Source organism: Candidatus Poribacteria bacterium (assembly GCA_026706025.1).
Lineage (GTDB): Bacteria > Poribacteria > WGA-4E > WGA-4E > WGA-3G > WGA-3G.
The window spans coordinates 1-25,035 of sequence record JAPOZO010000084.1 but is presented as its reverse complement, the minus strand read 5'-3'; the positions used below and the strand labels follow the sequence as shown (position 1 = coordinate 25,035).

At 47.0% G+C, this 25,035-nt stretch carries 27 protein-coding genes; 14 read left to right on the top strand and 13 right to left on the bottom strand.

The features are described from left to right. Positions 1-149: 149 nt before the first annotated feature. The 4 genes from OXH00_20880 to OXH00_20865 are packed head-to-tail and all read right to left on the bottom strand — an operon-like array spanning position 150 to position 2,682. Entirely contained in the window at positions 150-896 is a 747-nt protein-coding gene (locus tag OXH00_20880; protein ID MCY3743476.1) for an SDR family NAD(P)-dependent oxidoreductase, read from the bottom strand. After that, positions 880-1,182, bottom strand: coding sequence for a peroxidase (locus tag OXH00_20875; protein ID MCY3743475.1), 303 nt, complete (start codon positions 1,180-1,182; stop codon positions 880-882). Before OXH00_20875 ends, OXH00_20880 begins: the two co-directional genes overlap by 17 nt. A 21-nt stretch (positions 1,183-1,203) precedes the next feature. Further along, positions 1,204-1,452, bottom strand: coding sequence for a carboxymuconolactone decarboxylase family protein (locus tag OXH00_20870; protein MCY3743474.1), 249 nt, complete (start codon positions 1,450-1,452; stop codon positions 1,204-1,206). Positions 1,453-1,455: 3 nt separating this feature from the next. Continuing rightward, positions 1,456-2,682 carry a hypothetical protein gene (locus OXH00_20865; protein ID MCY3743473.1) on the bottom strand — a complete coding sequence of 409 codons (1,227 nt, stop codon included), beginning with the start codon at positions 2,680-2,682 and terminating at the stop codon, positions 1,456-1,458. A 235-nt stretch (positions 2,683-2,917) separates the two neighbouring features. On the opposite strand from OXH00_20865, the gene OXH00_20860 reads away from it, so the two are divergent. From OXH00_20860 to OXH00_20850, 3 genes are read left to right on the top strand one after another with little or no spacing between them, the layout of a single operon-like run. After that, entirely contained in the window at positions 2,918-3,205 is a 288-nt protein-coding gene (locus OXH00_20860; protein MCY3743472.1) for a 4a-hydroxytetrahydrobiopterin dehydratase, read from the top strand. 32 nt (positions 3,206-3,237) lie between these two features. After that, complete coding sequence (locus OXH00_20855; protein ID MCY3743471.1) at positions 3,238-4,185, top strand: D-2-hydroxyacid dehydrogenase; 948 nt, start codon at positions 3,238-3,240, stop codon at positions 4,183-4,185. Positions 4,186-4,210: 25 nt separating this feature from the next. Continuing rightward, the gene (locus OXH00_20850) at positions 4,211-5,284 is read left to right on the top strand and encodes a Gfo/Idh/MocA family oxidoreductase (GenBank protein MCY3743470.1); all 1,074 of its coding nucleotides are present in this window, start codon (positions 4,211-4,213) and stop codon (positions 5,282-5,284) included. Positions 5,285-5,367: 83 nt separating this feature from the next. Here OXH00_20850 and OXH00_20845 read toward each other — a convergent pair whose 3' ends face one another. After that, positions 5,368-6,084, bottom strand: a complete 717-nt coding sequence (locus tag OXH00_20845) for a hypothetical protein (protein ID MCY3743469.1) — start codon at positions 6,082-6,084, stop codon at positions 5,368-5,370. Positions 6,085-6,258: 174 nt separating this feature from the next. Between OXH00_20845 and OXH00_20840 the strand changes: the two genes are divergently transcribed. The 7 genes from OXH00_20840 to OXH00_20810 all read left to right on the top strand — a co-directional run bounded on the left by OXH00_20840 (position 6,259) and on the right by OXH00_20810 (position 12,319). Continuing rightward, complete coding sequence (locus OXH00_20840; protein MCY3743468.1) at positions 6,259-6,561, top strand: hypothetical protein; 303 nt, start codon at positions 6,259-6,261, stop codon at positions 6,559-6,561. Next, complete coding sequence (locus OXH00_20835) at positions 6,554-6,808, top strand: hypothetical protein (protein ID MCY3743467.1); 255 nt, start codon at positions 6,554-6,556, stop codon at positions 6,806-6,808. The genes OXH00_20840 and OXH00_20835 overlap by 8 nt, the downstream gene beginning before the upstream one ends. A gap of 38 nt (positions 6,809-6,846) precedes the next feature. Further along, a complete protein-coding gene (dusB, locus tag OXH00_20830) occupies positions 6,847-7,839 on the top strand; it encodes a tRNA dihydrouridine synthase DusB (protein MCY3743466.1) in 993 nt (330 codons plus the stop codon). A 168-nt stretch (positions 7,840-8,007) separates the two neighbouring features. Then, complete coding sequence (gene dapF / locus OXH00_20825) at positions 8,008-8,832, top strand: diaminopimelate epimerase (GenBank protein ID MCY3743465.1); 825 nt, start codon at positions 8,008-8,010, stop codon at positions 8,830-8,832. A 58-nt stretch (positions 8,833-8,890) separates the two neighbouring features. Then, positions 8,891-9,766: a 4-hydroxy-tetrahydrodipicolinate synthase gene (gene dapA / locus OXH00_20820; GenBank protein MCY3743464.1), complete on the top strand. Its 876-nt coding sequence runs from the start codon at positions 8,891-8,893 to the stop codon at positions 9,764-9,766. A gap of 163 nt (positions 9,767-9,929) precedes the next feature. After that, positions 9,930-11,357, top strand: a complete 1,428-nt coding sequence (locus OXH00_20815; protein MCY3743463.1) for a leucine-rich repeat domain-containing protein — start codon at positions 9,930-9,932, stop codon at positions 11,355-11,357. Between the two features lie 503 nt (positions 11,358-11,860). Beyond that, entirely contained in the window at positions 11,861-12,319 is a 459-nt protein-coding gene (locus tag OXH00_20810; GenBank protein ID MCY3743462.1) for a hypothetical protein, read from the top strand. 379 nt (positions 12,320-12,698) lie between these two features. On the opposite strand, the gene OXH00_20805 is transcribed toward OXH00_20810, so the two are convergent. Continuing rightward, positions 12,699-12,863: a transposase gene (locus OXH00_20805; GenBank protein MCY3743461.1), complete on the bottom strand. Its 165-nt coding sequence runs from the start codon at positions 12,861-12,863 to the stop codon at positions 12,699-12,701. 218 nt (positions 12,864-13,081) lie between these two features. Here OXH00_20805 and OXH00_20800 point away from each other — a divergent pair, with 218 nt between their 5' ends. Continuing rightward, a complete protein-coding gene (locus OXH00_20800) occupies positions 13,082-14,068 on the top strand; it encodes a tetratricopeptide repeat protein (GenBank protein ID MCY3743460.1) in 987 nt (328 codons plus the stop codon). Between the two features lie 425 nt (positions 14,069-14,493). Then, complete coding sequence (locus tag OXH00_20795) at positions 14,494-15,117, top strand: hypothetical protein (protein MCY3743459.1); 624 nt, start codon at positions 14,494-14,496, stop codon at positions 15,115-15,117. Positions 15,118-15,127: 10 nt separating this feature from the next. On the opposite strand, the gene OXH00_20790 is transcribed toward OXH00_20795, so the two are convergent. From OXH00_20790 to OXH00_20760, 7 genes are all read right to left on the bottom strand, one after another. Continuing rightward, entirely contained in the window at positions 15,128-16,456 is a 1,329-nt protein-coding gene (locus tag OXH00_20790) for a neutral/alkaline non-lysosomal ceramidase N-terminal domain-containing protein (GenBank protein MCY3743458.1), read from the bottom strand. Between the two features lie 82 nt (positions 16,457-16,538). Next, the gene (locus OXH00_20785) at positions 16,539-17,462 is read right to left on the bottom strand and encodes an ABC transporter ATP-binding protein (GenBank protein MCY3743457.1); all 924 of its coding nucleotides are present in this window, start codon (positions 17,460-17,462) and stop codon (positions 16,539-16,541) included. Between the two features lie 171 nt (positions 17,463-17,633). Further along, positions 17,634-18,716: an alanine racemase gene (alr, locus tag OXH00_20780; GenBank protein ID MCY3743456.1), complete on the bottom strand. Its 1,083-nt coding sequence runs from the start codon at positions 18,714-18,716 to the stop codon at positions 17,634-17,636. A gap of 266 nt (positions 18,717-18,982) precedes the next feature. Next, on the bottom strand, positions 18,983-19,207 hold the full coding sequence (locus OXH00_20775) for a hypothetical protein (GenBank protein MCY3743455.1): 225 nt from the start codon (positions 19,205-19,207) through the stop codon (positions 18,983-18,985). A 92-nt stretch (positions 19,208-19,299) separates the two neighbouring features. Next, a complete protein-coding gene (locus OXH00_20770) occupies positions 19,300-20,088 on the bottom strand; it encodes an ABC transporter permease (protein MCY3743454.1) in 789 nt (262 codons plus the stop codon). A 91-nt stretch (positions 20,089-20,179) separates the two neighbouring features. Further along, a complete protein-coding gene (locus OXH00_20765; protein MCY3743453.1) occupies positions 20,180-21,025 on the bottom strand; it encodes an ABC transporter permease in 846 nt (281 codons plus the stop codon). Positions 21,026-21,071: 46 nt separating this feature from the next. Further along, the gene (locus OXH00_20760) at positions 21,072-21,821 is read right to left on the bottom strand and encodes a Uma2 family endonuclease (GenBank protein ID MCY3743452.1); all 750 of its coding nucleotides are present in this window, start codon (positions 21,819-21,821) and stop codon (positions 21,072-21,074) included. Positions 21,822-22,085: 264 nt separating this feature from the next. Here OXH00_20760 and OXH00_20755 point away from each other — a divergent pair, with 264 nt between their 5' ends. After that, the gene (locus OXH00_20755; GenBank protein ID MCY3743451.1) at positions 22,086-22,349 is read left to right on the top strand and encodes a hypothetical protein; all 264 of its coding nucleotides are present in this window, start codon (positions 22,086-22,088) and stop codon (positions 22,347-22,349) included. Next, positions 22,346-25,035, top strand: a 2,690-nt coding sequence (locus OXH00_20750; GenBank protein MCY3743450.1) for an FG-GAP-like repeat-containing protein, incomplete at its 3' end; no start/stop codon positions are given. The genes OXH00_20755 and OXH00_20750, both read left to right, overlap by 4 nt.

Genomic DNA, 25,035 nt, shown 5'->3' with positions numbered 1-25,035 from the left:
TCTGGGTTTGGATTCGCTAACGTCTTTTTGTTACGGTTGTTACCCAAATCAGTAACAACGGTTACAAAGAGGTGATGGACTATCAGAAACCTCTTAACTGACAACTGACGACTGACAACCGATGACTCCTTTAACTGACAACTCATTACTTAATATGTCGCTCTTCCGCCGCTGACATCATAGCATTGCCCCGTCACAAAACTCGCCTCGTCCGAAGCCAAGAAATTCACGACAGCCGCAACCTCTTCGGGTTTCCCTACGCGCCCCAACGGAATCTTGCCGACCATATAGTCAATCGTCGATTGTGCCATACCTTCCAGAATAGGTGTTTGAATCACAGCAGGCGATACCGCGTTCACACGAATGTTATAGTCCGTTACCTCTTTAGCAAGTGCCTTCGTCAGACAGATGACCCCTGCCTTAGATACCGAATACGGGATAAGCGTCGGATTTCCCTCTTTGCCAGCAATTGAGGCAATATTCACAATCCTGCCATAATCCTGCGCGATCATCGGTGCAATCACTGCTTTACAACAGAGAAACACCCCTGTGAGATTCACACCGATCACGGCATCCCAGTCCGCATCTTCCAAGTCCGTCAATGGCAGCGTACGTCCCGCAATCCCGGCGTTGTTGACGAGAATATCAACGCGACCGAAGGTTGAAATCACCTCTTCGACTGCAGCGTTGACATACGCGGACTGCGATACGTCTGCTTGAACGGGCAATGCTTTGCGTCCAATACCTTCGATTTCCTGCACCACCACTTCAGCCGCCGCCATGTTTAAATCCATGATAGCCACATTCGCGCCTGCCTGCGCGAGTCTCAGCGCAATTGCTTTACCGATACCTTGTCCCGCCCCTGTCACAATCGCAATTTTATCCGTTAGATTCATTAAAATTCCTCCTTTGTTGCAAAAAATCATCTAATTCAATTCCGAAAGCATCCGCGATCCGATTTACGTAGTTGAAAAAACCGACGATCTCCACAATAGCAAAGAGTGCCTCATCAGTGAGTCCATAACTGCGGAGATGGTCTAAGTCTGTCGGTGTGATAGTGGATGCTGCTTTTGTCACCTTAACGGCAAATTCCAAGATCGCTTTCGTGGTTTCGTCAATATCCGCTGTCTGGAAATCTGTGATTATCTGCCCAATTTGTGTGTCCGTGAATTGTGCCCGCAATTCATCTGCATGTGCAATAATTCAGTAGTCGCATTCATTCACTTTTGAGACAACAGTCGCAATCATTTCGCGCTGCATCTGACTCAGCGGGCAATCCTCATCGTGCATCACCACTTTATAGAGTTCAACGAAAGCACGCATGCTTTTCGGTCTCGCACTAAAGAGTTTGACGATATTGTAAAGTTCCCCAGCACGCGCGATCGCAGCATCGTATTCCGCTTTCACGATGCCGGTTGCATCGGCTTCATCTACAGTTTGGATCCATGCCATTTTTTATTCTCCGATCACGATGCCATATTCCCCAACAACAGCACCTTTATGTCCGCTCTGGTAGTGGAGATGTCGTTCCCCTACAATGGGTTGTGAACTTTGTGCTTCAACCGAACCGCGGATATTCCCCATCGCGCCTTCATCTACATCGGCACAACAGAAGGGTTTAATCCGCCGATGTATTTGCCTGCGGGTATCTCCTTTTTTGTTACGGACAATGATGTTTACGAGGGCATCACTCTCTCCGACGTTAAGGAAACGGAACCAATCTCTTGCACCACTCGCCACCTCTGGGAAAAACAGACGAATCCCGACGTGTCCGCCTTCCTCTGATGCGCCGGGTAGGTCAACGATCTCAGTGTCGGCGTGCATGTGCCGTTCCGCAACGATGGGTTGATCAGAGCGCACCAAAACGGAAGATTTGATTTTTATATCATCCATCTTCGGCATCCAACATTCAAAAGGATCTAATTCGCGCTGCATTGTATTTACAGGTTTGCCGGTTCCATCTTCATGTGCAATCAGTGTAACCTCACCTGTTTCTTTGCCGACATTGACGATGATTGCCCAGTCACGCCATGCCGGTCCCGTTTCTGGAAAATAGAGCGTACGGGGTGCATCCGTAATCACCTGCCCATATTGCCCGACACAAGTTTTGCCACTTTGATAATGGAGGTGCCGTTCACCGACAATCGGCTGTGTGCTTTGAACCTCAAGTGTGCCTCTGACGTTTCCCATTATACCTTCATTGATGTCCCAACAGCACTGCGGTCTGATTCTGTGATGGTGTTGCCTGATAATATGACCGCGTCTGTTCCGGACGATTATGTTGACCAACGCGTCCGCTTCGCCAACGTTGAGAAAACGAAACCAGTCATGTGCGCCAGGAACCAATTCTGGGAAAAATAGTCGGAGTCCGACGGTCTCATATTCCTCTGCGGCTCCAACGAAATCAAGGATGTTTGAATCCTTGTGCATGTGCCGTTCTGCGACAATCGGTTGATCTGCGGAAAACTGCATCGAAGAGTTCTGTTTAATCGCCTCAACGTTCGGGGTCCAGCATTCAAAGGGACTTATCTCTTTTTGATCTGACCATGTCGGCTGCCCGTTCTGTGCATGTCGGGCTATTATATTTACTTGGGTCTCTTCCGTGCCTACGTTAATAACTTGGACCCAGTCTTCCCATTGGGGACCTACTTCCGGAAAATAAAGCGTTCTTGCGTTTGGCATTAGTTCCTCCTATGATAGTCAACAAAAAATTTGTTCCTATTGAGATGAGTGTCATGAAAATTAAGTATATTGTGATGCGTGCCGTTGTTACTATTTTAACTTGCATTTATTTATATTTTCCACTACAATTTTGCGCAATTCCATTTAGGTATCCTGTAGCGTGAAAAATTGCTTCCGTTCAGCGATGGCTAAATGGTTTTGACAACTTCTATACACACCTTGAGGAGATAACCCAATGGCAGCGAAAAAACTCTCAGATGCTCAAATCCAAGCAAACCTTGAACAAGTTGACGGTTGGACGATCGAAGACGGTAAACTGCACAAGGAATTCCAGTTTGACACCTTCGTTACGGCGTTCGGGTTCATGGCACAACTCGCTTTAGTCGCTGAATCGATGAATCACCATCCCGAATGGTTCAACGTCTATAACCGCGTGACAATCGACCTAACGACCCATGATGCAGGCGGTATCAGCGAATTGGACTTTCAGTGGGCAAAGCAAGCAGATTCAATTGGTAGCTAAACAAATACCTGTCGTCAGAAATGGAGAGATGCATGGATACGCTGAAAACTCTAATCGGCAGCCGTCAAGCACCAGAAATTGAAGCAATGCTCTCAGATGTCCCTACCGGTGTTGAAGTGCGCTTTTTACCGCACGGCGAACCCTTGCGTGAACACATCGCTGATATTGAAATCTTGTTCGGACACATCGGCGAGGATACAATGCCAGAGGCGACCGCGTTACGCTGGGTACACCAACCCCATGCTGGTGTGGAAGGGTTTATGTATCCGGCATTCAAAGATAGTGATGTCATGCTTACCAATTGTCGAGGCTTGTACGGCACACAGATCGCAGAACACGCCTTCGCTTTACTTTTGTCTATTACCCGGCAAATCCCTACACAATTGGAGTTCATGAAAACAAAGCATTGGGAGCGTGTGCCGTGTATTGAACTCGCAGGGATGACGATGGGTATTCTTGGACTCGGTGGTATCGGAAAGGCAATTGCAGCACGCGCACAAGCATTTGAATTTAACGTCATCGCCGCTGATGCCGAACCGATTGATAAACCTGATACAATCTCAGAACTCTTCGGTTTAGATGGGTTGATGGCGTTTCTCGCGAAGTCACACATCCTTGTCGTGTGCTGCCCGAGCACCCCGGAAACGCATAAACTCCTGTCACATGCGCAGTTCAATCAGATGCCAGATGATAGTTACGTGGTGAATATTAGTCGAGGTAAGGTAATCGATGAAGCAGCATTAGTAGCAGCACTTCAGAGTGGAAAATTAGCGGGGGCGGGGTTAGATGTGACCTATACAGAACCGTGCCCGCCGGAGAACCCATTGTGGGAACAGCAAAACGTGATCCTAACTTCACACAGTGCGGGTGCCTCACAGCACATTCGGAGGCGCGCCATGCAACTCTTTATTGATAATCTACACCACTATGTGGCAGGTGAACCCTTAGTCAACGTTGTTGATAAGCAGAAGGGATACTAAACCACAACACAGAAATGGAGTAAAAATGAGCCAGAAAACATATCGCGCCGCTGCAATCGGACATACCGGTGCTGGCAATTTCGGACACGGACTTCATACCCCATACAAAGACATAGAGAATGTCGAATTTATCGCTGTCTCTGATCCGAACGAAGAAGGTAGAGAAAAAGCTGCCGCGGAAGCGGGGGCATTGCGCAGTTACGCCGATTATCGGGCGATGCTTGAAAAAGAGGATCTCAACCTCGTGAGCGTCTGTCCGCGCTGGACCTCAGAACACCTCGCTATGGTGACCGCTTGTCTTGAGGCAGGTTGCCACGTCTACTCCGAGAAACCGATGACGAGTACACTCGCTGACGGTGATGTAATCGTTGAGACAGCGAAAGCGAACGGGTTAAAGGTCGCTGTGGCGCATCAGGCGGTCTATCTTCCAGCGACACATGCGATTCGGGAGATGCTTAACGATGGGAAAATTGGGGCGATCCAAGCCATCTATGCCAGCGGAAAACAAGATAGACGCGGCGGCGGTGAGGATATGATTGTCCTCGGTACACACCTATTTAATATGATGCGTTTCTTCGTCGGCGATGTCGCATGGATGCAGTCGCATGTCACCACAGACGGCAAAGAGGTCGCTTATGGCGGTGACCACGAACCGACAGAGCCTGTCGGCCCCGTCGCGGGTGATTGCATCAATAGTTACTTCGCTTTCAAAAGCGGTGTCTCTGGCTTCTTTCAGTCCCGGAGAGATCAGGCTGGCTCCGGCAGATACGGCATGGAGATCGTTGGCAGCGAAGGCATATTCTCACTTCGCGGTGATGTCGCAAATCGACTCATGGTCTACCCCTATCCGGTACTCGTGCCTTCAAACCCAGACCAAGCGTGGGAAGCCATTGACTTAGACGATACGCCGTTCTCCAGTGGCAACGAACTCGCGATTCGCGATCTCATTGATGCTGCCGAAAACGATCGAAAACCCATTTCCGCAGCCGAAGACGCTGTCGCGGCATTGGAGATGATCCTCGGCGCGTACGAATCCCAGCTGACAGGAGAACGCGTTCCTTTCCCGATTGCGAACCGCGAACACCCTTTAAGCAGATAACCCTGCTCTTTTCGATGGCGGGGTTTTGCGGCGTACTCGCCCAAATGCGATCTGCATTCTAACTCCGCCATTTTGTTAATACCCTACACCGGCACCATCTTCCGCACACCATTTTCATAATGGACCTGATAATCATCTTCTGGCACGTCCATCGCACGAACAGCGAGCTCGCCAAATGTAATTAGCGGTTCAGAAAGCAGTAGCAGCTCATCAAGCGATTCGGTGGGCGTTTTGTCTGTTGTATCCAACACAATCTTACGCCCACTGTGCGAAAAGAGTGACCTATCAATCTCTTCCTGAAAAAGGCGTTTGAGTTCTGGGATGTCGGCTTTCTTGATGATCTGGTACTCGTGTGGGTCTGTCGCCATGCGTTCTTCAATCGCCGCATCGCTTGCCGTCACATGGATCATCACGACATCCGGCAACCGCGCTTCAATTACTTGTGTTTCATACCCACGCTGCGCATTGATGTGATACTTCGAGTAATATGGACTCTCAGGATCATCACCATAAAATGACGAATAGACCAGTTCCTCAATGTGCCACCCCGCGATCATCGTATTCGGATAATTTTTGATAACCTCAACGTGATACTGAAGCTGCATGCGCTGCATCCGCTCTTTCACATCGTCCGGGAAGTGGATATACGCCGCTCTCGATTCAGGACTCAGCGTCGAATCTGGGATCGTAAAATGATCGTCTACATGAACCCGTAATTTTCGGTGTTGATAATAGTTTGTCAATAGATTGACTAATGTCGATTTTCCCGCATACTCAATGCCGACAAAGATACATCTCATAGAAAAGACCTCGCTACTGAATTGGTGTGATGAATAGACAGTGTTCCACAGTTTATCTGTCTTTATATCTATCACGAAACAGGAAAAGTGTCAAGCGTCAAATCGCCTTGACATTCACACCACAAGTGGGTATAATAACTTTATCGTAAACAGGTTGAACATAAGGAGGTAGACATGGAAAAAATTCAAACCGTTGAAATCTACGATTCAGAATACGAGACAACCTATACTGCCCACATCCAAAAAAATGGCGACGGATGGATAGGTTGGATACAAGAGCACCCCAAAGTAAAATGCGAGGGCAGGACGCAAGAAGCGTTACTGGAAGTCCTCGAAAATACGCTGTATGAAACTTTAGAAGCTGACTGGGAAGCGTGGGATAAGCAGTTGGAAGAGGACGCTAAAACGGGTAAACTCGATAAACTGGATAAGAACGTCCTTGAGGATTTGCGGGCAGGTAGGTGCAAAGATCTATAAAACTAACCAAGCATTTTGGGCATGCTATCACAGCCTTCCGCGGGAGATTCAACGCCGCGCAGATAAGAATTTTGCTTTACTGAATCGAGATCCCGAACACCCATCTCTAAATTTTAAAAGGGTTGGGAAAACTCGGTGGTCTGTACGAATCAGTAGAAACTATCCTGCTTTAGCACGTGAAGAAGATGGCACCCTCGTCTGGTTTTGGATAGGAAAACACGACGAATATATGAGACAGATTCAATAACTATAAACTTCTGAAATATTATCTATAAATAACATATCATGTTAACAATTGGCAACCTCAACATTCCAAATTTCCCACTATTACTCGCACCGATGGAAGATGTCAGCGACCCACCGTTCCGCGTGGTCTGTAAGGAGAATGGCGCGGATATCATGTATACCGAATTCATCTCCTCCGAGGCACTGATTCGTGATGCTGCCCCCAGCGTCGCCAAGTTAGACATCTTTGAGGCAGAGAGACCTATCGGTATCCAAATCTTTGGGCACGATATTAATTCCATGCGCGCCGCTGTCGAAATTACTGAGAAGGTCAAACCCGACATCATCGACATTAACTACGGATGTCCGGTCAAGAAGGTCACCTGTAAAGGCGCAGGGGCGGGTATCTTGAAAGACATACCCAAAATGGTGAAGATGACTGATGAAATGGTGAAAACCACTGATCTACCTGTGACCGTCAAAACCCGGCTCGGTTGGGATGACAATACGAAATACATCGTTGAAGTCGCAGAACGCCTACAGGATATCGGTATCCAAGCCATTGCTATCCACGGTAGAACCCGACGACAGATGTATAAAGGCGAGGCAGACTGGACGCTCATCGGTAGGATTAAAGACAATCCTCGCATGACGATTCCTGTCTTCGGGAACGGAGACGTTGACAGTCCGCAAAAAGCAGCGCAGATGCGGAAACAATACGGCGTTGACGGTATTATGATCGGACGCGCCGCGATTGGCTATCCGTGGATTTTCAACGAAATAAAACACTATTTCGCGACCGGAGAATTGCTCCCATATCCTTCTATAGATGAGCGCATCGCTGTCTTTAGAAAGCATATCGATTTCTCCATCAAATGGAAAGGCTTAAGACGCGGGCTATTGGAGATGCGGCGGCACTATACCAACTATTTCAAAGGTATTCCACACGTCAAACCTTTTCGCTACCGCCTTGTTACATGCGATAGTTACGATGGTGTTTTAGGGATTGTAGATGAACTCCGTACCCATGCCCTGATGACAACCACATCATAACCCATCCGCTATAGCCTCAGAGCCTTTCGGTTTTCTGTCAACGACCACCCTTATTGTAGGAGCGATTTGTGCTCGCGACCTTATACTGACAACTAAAAACCACTTGACTTGAAAGCCAAATAATTCTATCATATTAAAAAAACTGTATCCCACAATAGAGGACTCGCAATGGACAAAATACCCTTCATGAAACTCAGTGGTGCCGGGAACGACTTCGTCATCATCAATAATTTGGCGGAGATCGTTGATAGCGCCGATACAGATTTTGTGCAAAAACTTTGCCAACGCCGGATGTCAGTTGGTGCCGATGGCGTGCTTCTCGTCGAAAAGGCAAACGATGTTGATTTTCGCATGCGTTATTTCAATGCCGATGGTGGTGAAGTGGAAACGTGTGGCAACGGCGCACGTTGTATCTCCAAATTCGCTTACCTGAACGGCATCGCGTCCGAACAGATGCGATTTCTGACAAACGCCGGAATCTATGAATCCGAAATAGTGGGTGAGAACGTTAAAGTGCGTATGAGCGATCCGACAGATATTCGGCTGAATGTTCCGCTCCAACTTGATGACGGGATGCACGCTGTCGGTTTTGCAAATTCCGGCGTACCGCATGTCGTTTTCTTTGTTGATGACTTGGAAGGCACAGATGTCTATGATCTCGGACAGCAGACACGCTATCACGACAACTTCAAGCCTGATGGTACGAACGCTAACTTCATCCGTATTGAGTCATCGGGGGTAATAGATATTCGGACCTACGAACGCGGCGTTGAAGATGAGACACTCGCTTGTGGAACAGGGTCAATCGCTTCCGCTATCATCGCTGCGACATTAGGCAAAGTCGAATCGCCCGTTTCTGTCAAGACCGCAAGTGGTGTCGTTTTGACGATCCATTTTGAAGTAGAAAACGGAGCCGTAAAAAACGTCTATCTTGAAGGCGATGCTCGTGTTATCTACGTCGGTGAACTCACAGCAGACGCATGGAACTATTAAAAGTAGCAGGAGAACCCACGCCGTTGGGTTTCCATAGCCAGCAAGGAGAGTTTACATCATGTTTCAAGGCTCTTATGTTGCACTTGTCACACCGTTTAAGGACGATGAATCGCTTGATGAAGCGAAACTCAAGGAACTGATACAATTTCAGCTTGACGGCGGCACACACGGCATCGTCCCGTGTGGCACAACAGGCGAATCCCCTTCGCTGTCTGAGGCTGAACATGACAGAGTCATAGAACTTACAGTCGAGACCGTGAATGGACAGGTCCCCGTTATCGCGGGTACTGGATCTAACTCGACGACCCGTACACTACGCGCGACAGCGCACGCCAAAGCCGCTGGTGCTGATGCCGCCCTAATTGTCACGCCCTACTATAATAAACCCACGCAGGACGGACTCTACGCCCACTACATGAAAATAGCAGACACGGTGGACATCCCGATTGTCGTTTACAACGTTCCCGGACGTTGTGGCACTGACATCCTTTCGCCGACCATCGCGCGCCTCGCAGAACACCCAAATATCGTCGCACTCAAGGAGGCGACGGGTGAACTCAAACGCGCCAGCGAAGTCGTCAACTTGTGTCCTGATGATTTTGTTGTCCTCTCCGGTGATGATGTTAACACGCTGCCGATCCTCGCTGTCGGAGGTAAAGGCGTTATCTCGGTCGTCGCGAATATCGCACCCGCAGATGTCGCGGAGATGTGTAACGCCTTCCATGCAGGCAATCTTGAACTCGCCCGTAAACTCCACTATAAAGCACTGCCATTGGCAGTTGACCTCTTTATTGAGACGAACCCGATTCCAGCAAAGACCGCACTCCAACTCATGGGCAAACTCAACGGGAAATTGCGGTTACCCCTTGCACCAATGGTCCCTGCGAATCTTGAAGCCTTGCGCTCGACACTCTCGGAAACCGGATTGATTTAATCTGAGTCAGATCCTAACAAACCGTTGGATGCTTAAATTTGTCTGGGGTTCTATGTCCCGAACAAAGTTTTGTTATCAATTACGAGGTATTTTGAACTGCGTAAATCTTAAAAACCATGGGGATTCCGCTATCCATCCGTTTATTTTTCAAAGGAAATTGTTGATGAAAATTAGCGTGAATATTCCAGATGCTGTGCTCCGTGGGGAGATTGAGAAAGTCCTCGGTAAGGCGCCCGGGGCACTGATCCCCCAGGCGGAGATGGCAACCTTGACAAAACTTGATACGCGGAGATACGAGATAAGTAACCTGACAGGACTTGAGTTTGCTACAAACTTAAAGACACTGTATCTTCGTAGCATAGATGTTTTGGATCTCACGCCTCTGAAAAACTTGATGAACTTGGAAACGCTGAATTTTCGTGGCGCGGATGTATTGGATATCACACCTCTGGCACATCTAACGAACTTGAAGCGGTTGTATCTTGAGTCCACGGATACATCGGAACTGAGTCCCTTGGCACATCTGGCAAACTTGGAGACGCTGAATCTTAGTGACACGTTTGTGTCGGATCTCAGTCCTCTGGCACATCTGGCAAACTTGAAGCGGTTGTATCTTCGTGGCACAGATATTTTGGATCTCACGCCCCTGGAAAACTTGACGAACTTGGAAACGCTGAATTTTCGTGGCGCGGATGTATTGGATATCACACCTCTGGCACATCTAACGAACTTGAAGCGGTTGTATCTTGAGTCCACGGATATATCGGAACTTAGTCCTCTGGCACATCTGACGAACTTGGAGACGCTAAGTCTTGGGTTCACGTCTGTGTCAGATCTCAGTCCTCTGGAAAATTTGACGAACTTGAAGACGTTGAATCTTCGTGGCACAGATATTTTGGATCTCACGCCCCTGGAAAATCTGACAGAATTGCGGTCTCTGTACCTTAGTTCGACAATATCTGAGATAAAAATTAAATCCTCCTCTGACATTACAATTGATCTTAGAGAAATAGCATCAGAAGCAAAAAAAAAGATCAAGCAAGCGATACTACGACTCGCCAAAGAATCTGGTCTATCAGATAAAGAATTGGAAGAAGCTGCTAAATCTATAAATGGGGTGAGCAATGCTGTTGAAACCGTAACTAAGCAAGAGAACGCAGCAAGTAATGAAAAACAAGAAACTGTAAAAACTTCTGAAGAGTATGCGTCGGATATCACACCTCTGTCAAATCTGGCGAACTTGGAGCGGCTGACTCTCAGTTCCACATCTGTATCGGATATCACGCCTCTGTCAAATCTGACAGAATTGCAGTCTCTGTATCTTCGTTTCGCGTCTGTATCGGATATCACACCTCTGTCAAATCTGACGAACTTGGAGTATCTGAATCTTAGTGACACAGATATATCGGATATCGGCCCTTTGGAAAATCTAACAAACTTGGAGCGACTGTATCTTTGTGACACGTCTGTGTCGGATATCACACCTCTGTCAAATCTGACGAACTTGGAGTATCTGAATCTTAGTGACACAGATATATCGGATATCACACCCCTGTCAAACCTGACAAAATTACAGATATACTGGGAGTGAAGATGTTACTGGACAAATAACATCTTGGCTCATGTAAAAAGTATGTGCTATTGCTTTAATGAAGGTAATAACCGTGCGGGTTAAATTTCCGTTAGCACTCATTCTTGACATGAGCCGATACTTAATCGCGATGGCGATACCAATCAGGCTATGAGTATTTTCCGTAGCGACGGATAGCCTATTTTTTTGACCTTTTATAGTAAAATTCGAAAATATGTTTACACTTGTAGCATAGGCTGTTAGCCTGTGCCTCCGTGAGACACACATTCACAAGTTCACATAATGAGGCAAGTGTATAAGTAATTACGGGATCTACTATAATTTGGAAATATGTCGGCAAGGTGAAGAAATGTCCTAACTCTGCGCGATTGTTTTTTGCAGTCGCGCAGAGCGGAGAAAGGAAAAACAATTTTATCATGAGAGTGTTTACAGGTCTATATTTGATTTTTCTTGCGTGTTCTGTGTTGTGTAACCTCCTATATCCAACTATATTGGATGCGCAAATGCCGGCTAAAGAGACTGAAAGGCTTATTCAGAAGTTTGAGCAGGTGGAATTAAATGATTTGCTTAAAGATGAATCGCTACAGGCAGAATGTCATCAGTTTCTTCACACGAAACTTAAAAACTTTGACTGGATACGCCCTATAATGGACTTTGATCGTGCTAATGATACTGATATGCACAGCAGGGCTATAACGTTGCAATTAAGAATGGAGAGGAAACTTGATAAAGTAGCGATAGTGAAAAAGGCGGAGCAAGGCAATATCGATGCACAGTTATATCTGGCGACAGAGAAAATCGCTAATATGTTAGTCCTTGCTGGCTTTAGGCAGACGTTTGATAAGTTTGAACAAATTGATTCGTGGAACGTGTCGGTATTCACAGAGTTTGTTGAATTTTATCTTAAGGTAAAACATAAGCGGGATTTCATTTTTTTGAGATTGATAGTTTATACAGGTTAGAACAGAAAGAACATGATGCTTACATAGATAGGATAAATAAGATAGCGCTAAGGGTAGTTGAATGGGTTGAAGGATTGGGGTTCGATGCGTTAGAATCGGGAGAAAGTAATGACTTTCTTGAAAAGTATAACGAATTTTCAAAGTCGTTGAAGATCTGAAATCCCACCCACTGTCCCTTTCAGCAAAAATAACTGGACAAACACTGTCTTTTTACGATAAATTAATAGTGGGAGTGCAACGGATGCCTTGCATGCCCACCATTTTTATTATTCAAAAGGAAATGATTAGTATGCACGATGAGGAATATTTTGAAAGTTTCGGTGGATCTCCAGAAGAGCAGGAAAATTATCATTTGCGAACACAAGTAGAGTCTCGACTTTTACCACGCTATATTGAAGAAATAAGAAAGATAGCGTCTGAAATAGTTGATGTACTGCCAGAGGTTATGGCGGCGACAGACTTCCGCTTGTGTGGTTTCACCACTGAGTGCTTCAAGCACAACTTTCACTTTAAACTCGGCGGTGAATCTTCTTCGTTTGGCCATCGGATACTCCCTTCAAATAGATTGTCATTATAGCACAATCTTGGTTTAGGGGTGGCCCCAATTACCGATGGCAGTACAGTTCAATATTGACAGTAGTTTTCATAAGAAATATAAAAGCGTGGAAAACTTTGAACAGAAAATCGGGTCTACTTTGCCCGAGGACATCGTGAACATTCTGTCACGCATGTAGAAAGGAGCTCAAATAAGGATATTCCGTCATGACACATGAACGAGCCTATGAAATTCTGGGATTAAATTCAAATGCCTCACACAATGATGCTCGAAAAGCGTATCGTGATCTCGCAAAAATTTATCATCCAGATAAAAACCTTGCTGCGAATGCCACGGTAATATTTCAGTTGATTCAAGATGCATGGAACTACATCCAAAACACACCAGAAAAAGAAAGTGAGCATCTCTCCGATGATGCTGATACTTATAACATCCAGGGCATGATGAAGTACGACTCAGGGGATTATGAATTTGCGATATCTGACTTTGATAAGGTACTTCTCCTTAATCCTGAAGATGCAAAAGCCTGCATAGCCTACAAATATCGAGGTAGAGCGAAGGCAGCTCTAAGGCAATATGGTACAGCTATCTCCGACTTTGACGCTGCAATTCGCCTTAACCCCAATGGTGCAGATACCTATATCTTTCGGGGAAATGCGAAGGGCAACCTTGGAGAAAACTTGGCTGCCATTGCTGATTATGACATAGCGATCCACCTTAACCCCAATGAAGCTGCAGCTTACTACTATCGGGGCGTTGCGAATTACATGTTAGAGCAATACGTTGCAGCCATCTCCGATTATGACATGGTGATCTACCTTGTCCCTGATGATGCAAAAACATATTACCATCGAGGACATATAAAGTTAGAAATAGGGCAATACGTTGCAGCTATCTCAGATTATGACATAGCGATCCGCCTTAAACCTGATAATGCAGAAGCATATTCATCGCGTGGACTTGCGAAGGCAGCTCTGAACTATCCCTTTGATGCTATCTCCGATTATAACATGGCGATCCGTCTTAACCCTAATGAGGCCAGAACCTACTATTATCGGGCAACTGAGAAGGGTATACTAGGTAGTGTTTCGAAAGAGAGGCAAGATTTACTAATGGCATTGAAACTGGCTGAACAGGCGGGCGATGTGGAATTTGTAGTTACCGTTGAGCAGGCGCTTAATGAAATCAACTAGCGAAGTAAGAAACGCTGCACTGAAAGGAATTTTACCAATCTTGCTACTATAAACAGTTCGCTCTTAAAACGCTAAAAGGTAGGTTCACTGTGCTGCCATAGACATTTTACTTTTATAGAACTACACCAGAAGGTTCAGTTTTCAATTACACTATAAGTGTCAATTTAGCGATTTTGACAACGTTTTGGTAGATATAGACATGCCGCCCTTACAGGGCTTGGATCCTTGCTCGAAAACGCTGCTATAAACATACCGTCCCTACGGGACTGAGGAGGATTTTGAAGCCTTCAAGGTTTCTGCGTAGTATCCGGTTCGGTTGGGAAACCGTACCTACCGGTCCAGGGACTGAGGCGGTTATTCTTCTAAAATTGACCCTTATGGTTCAGTCCTAAATTACATCTTAAGCTTAATTCGCGGAGATCGAAATGTTCGGTAATTCTACGAATCAAACTCAGAATCACATAAATTCTGACTTACAGCAGACCTTCAACGCTGCTGATAGCGTCGTAAAGGAACCGAAAAAACGGTGGAACCTGCCGACTTTAGAGCGCGCCTTGCTTACGATTATTGGGTTCTTCGCGTATTATCTGGCGTTTCGCTTTGGGAGAGCTTTGGTGGAGTGGCAATTCGGGTTGACGATAATCCTATCAGCGGTGCTGGGTATTACCATCCCCGCACTGTATGTGGAAAATAAACGTTTAACCAACCAACTCAGCGATGGACACTTCTGTATCTTCTGTTACATCGGAGGCATTGGGTTAGCTGGACTGGCTATGCTTCCCGTATTCTTCGCTTGGATCGGCGGAATAATAACATACAAACTGATAGCATCTTTAGTAGCATTCGTAATTCTTTTTCCCTCGATCCTATATCTGGAAAACGATCGTGTCAGCAGCCAACTCAGCGAAGAAGTTACTGAACCGCGTAACCTCATGCATGCCCTCATCTTTATTGTACTTGCTCTTATAGTAGGAAGCATGGGGTGGATTGTAGGAACGGGGACGCGCACGGTTATAGAGATAGCAGTGCCAAAATTGACACTGCTATAAAAAATATCTCTTACTGCGATTCTGATAGAAATTCGTCTGGCACCAATCGATGTACTGTATCAATCACCAGCTGCTCGACACCCGGCGCAAAAGGGGTCGGTGGCCCGAAATAGAGCATTGCGCCACCACCTTCATAGCCACCTTCCGCTAACACTCGTTCCGACGGAATATAACACGGAAACGCGTTCGCATACGCACCTACCCACAACCGTTCCACATCTAACTCGCTTTTCAGACGCAGCGAATAATCGACGACCACTTCACTCGCCAGGAAAACAACTGCTAATTCATCACCAAATGTCCACGCCTGTACGGGATAAGAGAGTTCAGTTTGTATCAACGCTCCCCGCTGCAGGCGTTCAAGATGTTTTTGGGCATGATAGGCTCTGGAACCACCTTCGGCAACGCGTGCCTCCCACTCCTCAAGTGTCGGTAGTGTATCAAACGGTAGGCTAACCCGTTCAAACGCACCCGTTGGGACACTCGGCAGCGGTTTCGTATCGTTTACCAACAGACGCTGTACCTCCTGCGATAGTGCTTCACCGTGTGCTTTCGCGTATGCGAGGCGGGTATTAAAAACCTCTTCTTGTCCGTCCGGCATTGGCATCATCCGGGATTCAGGATTCGCATCTGCGCCACATCCGATCATAATCAAAGCCGTTACACCGGGAAGCGTCTCTTGGATATTCTCTTGTGCAAACCCGGCCCAATCGCCACAGATATGGTTGTCTGTACCTGCCAACGTTGTGCAATGGCAGGCGTAACTTGCCCAGATAGCGCGCAAATGCCCATCTAAATCCCTAACTTGTAGGCACGGTAATGAATGATCTACGGGACCGCCTTCTGTCCTCCGATTCTTCGCGAAACCGAGTTCACCGATGCTCCACGTCAATTTTGCGGGTTCTCGATTTGCGAGTGCTTCCAGTGCAACGGCTTCCATCCAATCCTTAAATTGACGGGTGTATCGGTCTATCGTTTCCTGTTGGTCGGGTGGTATATCTGTGCTAAACAGGAACGGTGCAGCGTTTGTGAGACACGGCGCACTATGTGTATGCGTAAAACACGCCGCAAAATGTGCACGCGAAATGCCTGTCTTTTCTTTCACTCGACGCGATACTTCTTCTGTCAATTCGTCTGGTAAACCACAATTTTCAACTGTCACGAGGACAACAGGGTCATCCGAATCACTGCCAATCGCGAGTGCCTTTGCCCATATCCGTTGGATGATACCGTCGGATTCCGTGCGGCGGCTCCCGTAGCCACTGAGCCGTATCGGATAATCGGGTGTAATATCCACTTCTGCAACACCAACTTCTATAACACCATTGTTATCTGCCATGTGGGTTCCTCCTTGCGTTTAGAATCGTCCGTTAAATGTGAACAGATGTCTGTCGGAATTGTAAAGGTATCGGCATCTGACGTTATTGGGCATCCACACTCATTACCTCAGCGAAAACATCCTCCAACGAGTGACTCACTTCACGTAACTGCCGGAGCTGTACACCGGTATCGTAAGCGAGTTTGAAAAAGAATTTTGTGCCTGTCTCTGCCTGGCTTTCGGACGTAACCCGTAAGTGATTGCCAGGACGTACCTCAACCTGATAATTCTGACGTTCCAAAGCGGTGATATAAGTCTCGCTGTCACCTACAATTCGCAGATCAAAGGCTTGTCCCTTGTCTTTTTTCAGGGACTCTATCTGTCCTTGGATAACAACGCTCCCGTGCGAAAGTGCGATGATCTCATGGCACGCAAATTCTACATCGGGCAGCAGATGCGAAGATAAAATCACATTGATACCTTTATCAGATGAGATGTCCTTAACAAGTTCAAGCATCTCCTCCCTACCACTGGTATCCATTCCGTTGGTCGGTTCATCAAGGAGGAGCAACTTTGGATCGTGTATCAGTGCCTGTGCTAATTTCACCCGCTGTTTCATGCCCGCCGAGTAGCCATCTATGGTTCGGTAACGCTCTTCATCTAAACCGACGTAATAGAGCACCTCGTGTGCACGTTGCATCGCATCGCGCCTCGGCATCCCACACAACTCTCCCGCGTAAGCGACGAGTTGGACAGCGTTCATACCGAGTATCAAACACTCGTCTTCTGGCATGTACCCGACCTGTCTGCGGATGCCTAACGGATCTTTCTGCACGTCCAACCCAAACACGGCTGCTGTGCCTTGATTCGGTTGGACAAAGCCGAGCAGGGTCTTCAGTAAGGTGCTTTTCCCGGCACCGTTCGGTCCGAGCAGACCGACAGCACCGCCTTGCACCTCCAGCGAGAGGTTATCTAACGCAGCCGTCGTACCAAAAAAGAGCGAGACATTTTTAATTTCAATGAGCATTTTTGATTATGGACCTTGCTGTGGTCTTTCCGTTGTCAAGACCAGCGGATATTGATTAGGTTTGTTCGTCTTTAAGGTCGGGTTTATCCTCTTGTAGGAGCGAGTGTTTTTGCTTCGGTTTTTCCCCATGCTCGCGACTTTTATACCCTTCAACTTTGACGTGACAAAGCATTAGATATACTTTTTCGGTACACGTGCCCCAATCTGCGTCAGGATTTCATAAGAGATCGTTCCGGCGCGATGTGCAACTTCATCAACCGTAATTTCCGCGTTCCTTTGCTTGCCGATCAGCACAACCCCATCACCGACAGACACGTTATCTGTAGGTTCTAAACGCACCACGCTCACGTCCATGCAAACGCTTCCGATAATCGGGCGGCGCGCGCCACCTATTAACACCTCACCGACACCAGAAAGTGCACGCGGGTAACCGTCACCGTAACCTACTTGTACCATCGCCACACGGGTCTGACATGGTGCTTTATATGTTAACCCATAACTTACCCCTTCGCCTTCTGAGATGGAACCGATCCAGCCGATCCGAGTCTTCCATGTGAGAGCAGGTTCTAACTTAATAGGTCTTTCGGATGCGGGGTAAACGCCATAGAGACTTAAGCCCGGACGGACAGCGTCGAAATGTGCTTCTGGTATTGCAAGCGCAGCTGCGCTGTTCGCTGCATGGATCAACTCGCCACCGTTGCTAATTTCTTTAAGCACAGACGAAAACCGGTCAAGCTGCATAAAAACAAAACGCTTATCCATCTCGTCAGCGGTAGCAAGATGTGTAAAGAACCCCTCAACATCAAGTCGAGGCAGTGTCTGCAGCCGATCCGAGAATTGCACCGCTTCCGTCCAATAAACGCCACTTCTGTTCATGCCTGTATTGATATTGACATGGACACGGACAATTTTTGAGGCGACATCGTTTAATCTATCCGCGAATTCCCAATCGCTGATTGTCGGTGTCAATTCGTGCGCAACGATTTGTCCCACTTGTTCCGAGAGAGAGCTGAAAAGGACAAGAATCGGTTCACGGATACCCGCTTGACGTAACGCTACACCTTCCGCAATTGTCGCAACGGCAAACATATCAACGACTGGACGCAACGCCTCTGTAACAGGTACGACGCCATGTCCGTAGGCATCCGCTTTCACGACAGCGATTAGGCGTTTTCCAGTATATGCTTTGATTGCCTCAGCGTTTCGTCGGATTGCACTAAGATTAATTTCTACATGTGTTCGGTAGTCATCCATGCCTGAGATTTATTATAATTGTTCTGAACTTAACAATCTTCCGTCAAATCCCCATGCTTAGGCAAGCGAAAATGCGTATGTGCTGTGAAGGTTTTCGACGTGCTTTCTGTCGGATTTCTGCTTCTAATCAGCAATCTAAACCTCTTTGGGGTAAAAATAAGACGGGGCTCTCAGATAAAACGTTTTTTAGGTAGTATTTGCACCACCGCGTAGAGAGATCGCCGGTAGACATTGATATCTGAGCGGCTGTGAGAAATATCGGATGTTTATGTCACCAAAGCGATAATGGAGACGATAACAGCAATAACTGCGCAGCCGATGGGTATCCATTCTTTGAAAGCGAGTCGTCTGCCTTTAATTTCGGCAACATCGGTTTCAACATCACGAAGCCGGGAGTCGATGTCGTCAAGTCGAGTATCAATGCGGTCAAGTTTTGTGTTAACTTGTTCAAACCCTTGCCTCATTAATTCGTAAACTGTTTCTATTGTCATGACCTTCACCTTTTCGTGTGAGTTTTTTAATTAGCACTTTAACAATTGAATCACAGATTACTCATATTGTCAATAAAAAACGGTAGAACTATTTAATTTTCGACCTGACTTCGTGAAGTGGCGGCACCCCCTTGAAACCACAGAAACAGCAGGATAAACACGATCGAGTTCGCCAATAACATCGTTGAGATAGCGTTAATCTTCGGTGTGATCCCAAACTTCAGCAATGAATAGATATGGACGGACAACGTTGTATAGCCAACGCCTGCGGTAAAGAAAGTAATGACAAAATCGTCTATAGAGAGCGTGAACGCAAGCAACGCACCGCCGATAATACCGGGCGCGATAAGCGGAAACGTTATCCGCCAAAACGTTTGCCACTCGTTGGCACCAAGGTCACGGGCTGCCTCCTCTAAGGTGTTATCGTAACCTTGTAAACGTGCCCGGACCACAATTGTGACATACGCGATATTGAAAACACAGTGTGCAATAATTACAGAGATTAAGCCGACCGGGATAGAAACTTGGACATAGAAGATTAATAACGCAATCGCCAATACGATGTCTGGGATGATAATCGGGAGATAGAGGCATTGCGTGAGTGCGGATCGGAACCGAAAGCGGTAGCGTTCAATAGCAAGCGCGGTCGTCGTCCCGATGCAGGTTGCAATGACCGTCGCGACACCCGCTACTAAAAGGCTATTTCGGCATGCACGCCACAACGCCGCGTCCTCAAACAGTTTCGCGTACCAACCGAACGTAAACCCTTCCCAAACAGAGATCTGTTCTCCACTGTTAAACGAGAACACAACTACCGCTAAAATTGGGACGTAGAGAAAGAGATAAACCAATCCAATGTTGACTTCAAGTATCCGCTTCATTTTTTTAGAGTTATCAGTTGTCAGTGCTGGACCAAGGGAGTTACCTTGTATCTTAGTAAATTGACTCGACTATGTAACAGACAACTGATACTTATTTTGCAGATTCACTCCCTTGCAAAGCACGAAAATACAGCACAGTTCCAACCAAAACAATACCCATTAACATAAACGAGAGTGCAGACCCGAAGGGCCAATCCCGCGCCGTTTTGAATTGCCGTTCAATCACGTTCCCGATATAACTCACCTTCCCGCCACCGAGCAGATCCGGCGTTAGAAACGCGCCCACCGTCGGAATAAAGACCAGCATCGACCCAGCAAGGATACCCGGCAGACTCAGCGGTACAGTTACGTGCCAAAACGCACGCCGCGGCGATGCCCCTAAATCCTGTGCTGCTTCCAGCAGTGACATATCTAATTGTTCCAGTGCCGCATATAGGGGGAGTATCATAAACGGTAGGTAGCCATAGACAAGCCCAATCTGAACGGCGAGCGGCGTATTCAATAACTCTAACGGACCCCAATTAGGGAACACAGCCCCCAAAAAGTTGTTCAGTAGACCTTCTGTGCGTAAAATCAGTATCCACGCATAAGTTCGGATGAGGAAATTCGTCCAGAACGGGACAACGACGAGCAGTAATAAGATATTCCGATGTTTCGGTCTATAGCGTGCAAGGTAGTAAGCGAAGGGGTAACCGAGTAGCAGGCAGACTGCCGTGCAAACCAACGCCGTAGACACTGACTGCCAGAGGATACCGAGATACAGCCCATCAAACAGCCGTCCATAGTTTTCGAGCGTGAAATTCCATCGGACACCGCCATAAGTCCCGCGTTCCAGAAAAGTATAGATAAACACCGACACCAACGGCAACAGAAAGAAACAGACAAGCCAAAAAACAACTGGAAAAAGGAGAATAAAGAGATGATAATTACGACGCATATTCGCTGGCGTAGGGTTAATGCAATATAAATTTTTAGAAATGGTATTACATCCGTTCTTTCAAGCGTGTAAGTTCCTCTTGAAGTCGCGCGACTTCTGCTTCAGCTTTCTGTCGGGCTGCCGCTTCTTGTTCTGCACGCTCTTCAGCGTGTTCTGCGCGTTCAGCTTCTTGTTCTGCGCGTTCAGCTTCTTGTTCTGCGCGGGTTTGCAGCCACCGTTCTGATCGAGGATCGTAAAGTGCGAGGCCCTCTTCCATTAAATGGAAATTCAAATCCAATATCTCCGAACGAATCCCACCATCAACGTCTGCAGCAATCTCAACATACGTACCTTCAACGCGCCGAAACCCTAACAACGGCGAGGGGAGATACCTTCTATCCGGATCGTAGAGAAAATACTCTGGAATCTTTATACGCGCATAGTGTGCCATCTTCTCATTTAAATCGTTCCGATAGGTCCTGTTGCTGGAAAATTCCATGACGAAGTCTGGTGGTTTCCCTTCTTCCCATACTTTATAGGTGCGGCGGAACTTCTGTCCGATCCCGAAACAGACCAGAATATCGGGAGAGACAGCGGTTCGTGTGGGGCCCTCTATGTCATACATCATAATATTCCCAGAGATATAGACCCCCGGGGCCCGCGAAAAATAGGTTTCGAGCATATCCTGCACACGCTTTATCCAGTAAAGATGGAGATCAGTATCAGCCCTTGGTTTACCGTCCGATTCAGGGTATAGGTCTTCCGTTGTTTCTGGAGGCGCATAAGGCATACGACGCGCGTTTGAGGCAGTTTCCATCGGTGTTGTCCTTTGCGGTTTCTGAGCATAAGTGGCCAAGTCTTCAGTGAATAAAGCGCACACCGCTGCTCGCAAAGCCTGCAACCTCGCCGCTCAAATGTCCAAGGGATTATGGATTTTACAATATTATACAATGTGTGCTAAAAGAGTGCAAGAGAAAGGGATCGATTTTCATTTGATTCCAAACATGAAATCAGGTAAACTATTTTACATCTCACCTTGATATATCATATTACCAAAGCGCGACCTAAAAGGAGACACACATTGGAAAAAATACGTGAACTGATTACGCTCTTAGAATCCGGCGTTGAAGACTACGACACTCAGATGAAGGTACTACAGACAGAACGCCTGAAATATATTCGACTCGCTATGACAGACGGGTTTGGGACAGAGGAAGGCGACTCTAAGGAGTCGTGGCTGCTTCACCTCAAACAACTTGAGGATTCACTTACGCTCAGACGGAACACCATACGACAGGCAATTAAGGAAGCCGCAGAAGATATTCAGAAAGAGGGAAGCGCATGATACTAAGATTCACGTCTCCTACTATAGGAAAATGCTTGATATGTGCGCTGTTGTTGGTATGTGGCTTTACCGTCTCAACAACAGACGCGCAAGAGATGAACAGTGCACAGATCATTGAAACAGCCATCCGACATCAGAATTTAGGGTTGGCATATCTCGAAGAATCGCAGCCTTCAAAGGCAGTCGAAGCGTTTACCGCACTTATCGAACTGCTGCCTGACGAAGCAATCGGCTATGGTAACCTCGCTGTTGCACATCTACGCTTACAACAGGCAGATGCCGCCGAAGCATCGGTAAAGCGCGGCATTGCTGTTTCACCGATGGATAGCCAGTTACACTTCATCTTATCCGAGGTCTATCAGCTGCAGCAGAAAAGCGATTTAGCAGTGGAGGCAATGAAGGAAGCCGTACGGTTAGCACCCGATGAATTGGAGTTTCGCTACAAACTCGTCCGCCACTATATTGGACAACGAAACGACCCAGAAGCACAACAGGAAGCCGTTCGACATCTACAAGCACTTCATTATCGATCACCTGTGAATATCGTTGTGTTGATGAAGTTGACACTCGGATTATTAGCACAAGAGCAACTCGAAGCCGCTGGAGACCTCTGTCAGGAATTGATGCTCCTTTTAGGTGATACCGATGCAGAAAAACTCGCATACCTCACACAAGGGATAGAAGCGATAGAACAAAAGGACCTAAAACTCGCAACGCGTAATATCCGAATTTTTGAGAACTTGCACCGAGCAAGTCCGCGCTATCAGCAAGGGATCGGCGAATTGGTGACCGACATCCTTGGGCATCCGATAGAGACGTTCAGCCCAGGGTTTCGCGCGCGAATCATCGCTAAACAGAGCCTACCGATTGATGTAGAATTTGTGGATGTCACCGATCAACTTGGACTTAGCAATGTAAAGGCACTGTTCCCCTTAAGAACACCCACTGCTGTATCTTTTGTGAATTCTGATAACGATGGAAAGCTTGATCTGTATATAAGCGGTTCTGATTTTGTGGGGTTGTACCAGAATACAGAGCGAAAAGTTCAGTTCGTGTTGTATCGGAATACAGGGAGACAGTTTGATCCAGTCACACTCCTTGACAAAGGGCAAGAACCTGCAGAGGAACTATACTTTCTTCACGTGGCTGTTGCGGATATGAATAAAGATGGGATCCAAGATTTTCTATTGGAAACTGCCGAGGGAATAGTATATTTCTGGGAAACTACAGAAGAGAATGAAAGCGCAGTTCCCGTCGTCTTATATGAACAGCCAGTAACAGATATAGGAGTCCTCCATCCTGTCGATTATGACCATGACGGCGATTTAGACCTCTTTACAGCCGGTCCCACGATGTATCGGAATAATAGTGATGATGAAAGTAAAGAGGATGAAAGGTTTACCGATGTTAGCGAACAGACCTTTGTAAAAACAGCCACGCCACAATCCGCTCCTGCCGAGGCATTCTCCGCTGATTTTGATGACGACGGCGATATAGACATTTTTGTTACACACCGCAAAACAGGTTGCACCCTCTACGATAACCTCCGCCAAGGGAAGCTCCGCGCAGTTTCCGATGATACCGGGATTCCACAGAATATACATTATACTGCAGCTGCTATCGGTGATTATGATAACGACGGAGACGTTGATATTTTCTTATCGACAGCAGATCGGATCCACCTCTACCGCAATAGAGGCGATGGAAGTTTCAAGGATGACCCGCGCTTAGAGGCGGGTGTGCGTGATCTGTCCCCCACGCTATTGGAAAACATAGATTACGATAACGACGGATTTGTTGACCTCTGGGTGAGCGGCAAAGATGGAATGTTCCTATTCCGAAACGATGGGACTGGACAGTTTATGGAACCCTACCCTTTAATAAAAAATATTACATCAAGAGATGGGGCAATCCTCCAGAACGCAGCCGCCGGAGCAGTAGGAGATTATGACAATGACGGCGACCTCGACATCTTTTTTATCGATGGCCAAGGAAAACTCCGCGCCTTACAAAACAACGGTGGGAATAAAAATAACTGGATACAGGTCCGGTTGGAAGGTATTACTACGGGGAACAACAAAGTTAATAGAGACGGTATCGGCTCGAAACTGGAGGTGAAAGTCGGGGATCTGTATCAGCTGCAGTATGTGTCCGAACAGGTCTCCCATTTCGGGTTGGGTGCATTTGACGCTGCAGACGTTGTGCGTGTTGTCTGGACAAACGGGGTGCCGCAGAACGTCATTGAACCGCAAGCAAGGCAACGGATTCTGGAGAAGCAGATACTGAAAGGTTCCTGCCCGTTCTTATACGTCTACGACGGCGAAAAGTATCAATTCGTCACCGACCTGCTCTGGCGCGCGCCGTTAGGACTCGTTACCTCAATGGGATTCGTCGCGCCCGATGAAACAAAAGATTTCGTAAAAATTCCGAGGACGCAGATACAACCGAAGTCTGGTAGATATTCCATCCAGATTACAGAAGAGTTATGGGAAACCGCCTATTTTGACGAAGTAAAACTAATAGCCGTCGATCACCCAGTAGGTACCGACATTTTCGTAAACGAGCAGTACACACCGCCACCGTTTGCAGAATTCAAGGTTTACGGGGTGAAAGAGAAGTTACACCCGAAATCTGCGGTCAACCATCGCGGCGAAGATGTGTCCGATGCCTTGAAAACGTTTGATTA